Genomic DNA, 2726 nt, shown 5'->3' on the forward strand with positions numbered 1-2726 from the left:
ACCTGGACGAAGTCGGACAGCTTGTTGCGGCGCACCGTGCCGCGCGTGGTGGCGAACATCACGTCGAGCTCGCCCCAGCTTGCCTCATCCTCCGGCAGCGGCATGATGGTGGTGATGCGCTCGCCCTGCTCGAGCGGCAGCATGTTGATCAGCGCCTTGCCTCGCGATTGCGGGTTGCCGACCGGAAGACGCCACACCTTTTCCTTGTAGACGATGCCGCGCGAGGAGAAGAACAGCACCGGCGTGTGCGTATTGGCCACGAACAGCCGGGTGACGAAATCCTCTTCCTTGGTCGACATGCCGGAGCGGCCCTTGCCGCCGCGGCGCTGCGCCCGGTAGAGCGACAGAGGCACGCGCTTGATGTAGCCGGAATGGCTCACCGTCACCACCATGTCCTCGCGCTGGATCAGGTCCTCGTCTTCCATGTCCGCCCCGCCCTCGGCGAGCTCGGTGCGGCGCGGCGTGCCGAACTCGTCGCGGACGGCGATGAGCTCGTCCTTGACGATCTGCTGGATGCGCGCGCGGGAAGATAAAATGTCAAGATAATCAACGATTTCGGCGCCGATCTTGTTCAGCTCGTCGGCGATCTCGTCGCGGCCGAGCGCGGTCAGGCGCTGCAGCCGCAGATCCAGGATGGCGCGCGCCTGTTCTTCGGAGAGATTGTAGGTGCCGTCTTCGTTGATGCGGTGGCGCGGATCGTCGATCAGCTTGATCAGCGGAGCGACGTCGTGGGACGGCCAGCGCCGTTCCATCAACTGCTCGCGCGCCGTCTGTGGATCGGGCGCAGTGCGGATCAGCTTGATCACTTCGTCGATGTTGGCGACGGCGATGGCGAGACCGACGAGCACATGGGCGCGCTCGCGCGCCTTGCGCAAAAGGTATTTCGTGCGGCGGCTGATCACCTCCTCGCGGAAGCCGACGAAGGCCTTCAGCATGTCGATCAGCGTCAGCACTTCCGGCTTGCCGCCGTTCAGCGCCACCATGTTGGCGCCGAACGACGTTTGCAGGGGCGTGAAGCGGTAAAGCTGGTTGAGAATGACGTCGGCGACGGCCTCGCGCTTCAACTCGACGACGACGCGGTAGCCCTGGCGGTCGCTCTCGTCGCGGATGTCGGAGATGCCCTCGATGCGCTTCTCGCGCACCAGTTCGGCCATCTTCTCGATCATCGCCGCCTTGTTCACCTGATAGGGAATCTCGGTGATGACGATCGATTCACGGTCGTTGCCGCGCGCCTCGATATTGACGCGGCCGCGCATGACGATCGAGCCGCGCCCCGTCGAATAGGCGCTGTAGATGCCGGAACGGCCAAGCACGATGCCGCCGGTCGGGAAATCCGGACCGGGCACGATCTCCATCAGCGACGGCAGGTCGATGGCGGGGTTGTCGATGATGGCGATGGCGCCGTTGCAGACCTCGGCCAGGTTGTGCGGCGGGATGTTGGTGGCCATGCCGACGGCGATGCCGCCCGAGCCGTTGACCAGAAGGTTCGGGAAGCGCGCCGGCAGCACTTTCGGCTCGCTGCCGGAAGCGTCGTAAGTATCCTGGAAATCGACGGTTTCCTTGTCGATGTCCTCCAGCAGCTCATGCGCGACCTTGGTCAGCCTCGACTCAGTGTAGCGCATCGCCGCCGGCGGATCGCCGTCGATCGAGCCGAAATTGCCTTGACCGTCGATCAGCGGCACGCGCAGCGACCAGTCCTGCGCCATGCGAACCAGCGCGTCGTATATCGAGGCGTCGCCATGCGGATGGTATTTACCCATCACGTCGGCGACCGGACGCGCCGACTTCACATATTTGCGGTTCCAGTGATAGCCGCTCTCATGCGAGGCATAGAGGATGCGCCGATGCACCGGCTTCAGGCCATCGCGTACGTCGGGCAGCGCGCGGCTGACGATCACGCTCATGGCGTAATCGAGATAGGAGCGCTGCATCTCCTCGATGATCGAAATCGGCTCGATGCCGATGGGGCCGCCCTCCGGCCCGCGCGGTGTCTTCTGGTCGGTCAAATCAGGTCACAATCCTGTCGGGAATCACTCACCGCTTATATAGGATGCCGGGCTGAAACTCCAATGGCGGCGACACTTTTCCAGAGACAATTTTGGTGGTAATTTCAAAAGGATACCGTTGATTGCGACGATATGGCCAAGGTCGATTTCGCCGCCACAGGGGCAAGGTCGGCCATGGATCGTCACCCTCGGGCGGAAACTGCAAATGCAATGAATTGGATCTCATGGCTGCCTCTGCGGGCGCTCAGCGGCTGGACGGCAAAGGACCTCAACGGCGACCTGGCCGCCGGTTTCACGCTGGCGGCGATCGCCATTCCCGAACAGATGGCGACGGCCAGGCTCGGAGGCTTCCAGCCGGGGATCGGGTTCTTCGCCTTCGTCGCCGGATCCGTGGCCTTTGCGTTCTTCGGCGCCAATCGCCATCTTTCGGTCGGGGCGGATTCGACGATCACGCCGCTTTTCGCCGGCGGCCTCGCACTGATCGCGGCATCCGGCTCGCCGCATTATCTGGCGCTGGCGGCCATGCTGGCGCTGATGGTCGGGCTACTGGTGGCGTTCAGCGGCATCTTCCGTCTTGGTTGGATCGCCGATCTCCTTTCGGTGCCGGTGACGACCGGTTTTCTCGCCGGCATTTCCGTCCATATCATCGTCTCGCAATTGCCCGGACTCCTCGGCCTGCCGCCGGAAACCGGCGAGACGCTGCGGCGCATCGGCGATATC

Annotated in this window: 2 protein-coding genes; one reads left to right on the forward strand and one right to left on the reverse strand. The window is 63.6% G+C overall.

The features are described from left to right. Positions 1-2006: DNA gyrase subunit A (gyrA, locus tag EOA29_RS31865; protein WP_127222111.1), on the reverse strand; the 2006-nt coding region annotated here is incomplete at its 3' end. Between the two features lie 210 nt (positions 2007-2216). Here gyrA and EOA29_RS31870 point away from each other — a divergent pair. Next, positions 2217-2726, forward strand: a 510-nt coding sequence (locus EOA29_RS31870; RefSeq protein WP_245468616.1) for a SulP family inorganic anion transporter, incomplete at its 3' end; no start/stop codon positions are given.

The sequence above is a fragment of the Mesorhizobium sp. M1E.F.Ca.ET.063.01.1.1 genome (genome assembly GCF_003998155.1).
GTDB lineage: Bacteria > Pseudomonadota > Alphaproteobacteria > Rhizobiales > Rhizobiaceae > Mesorhizobium.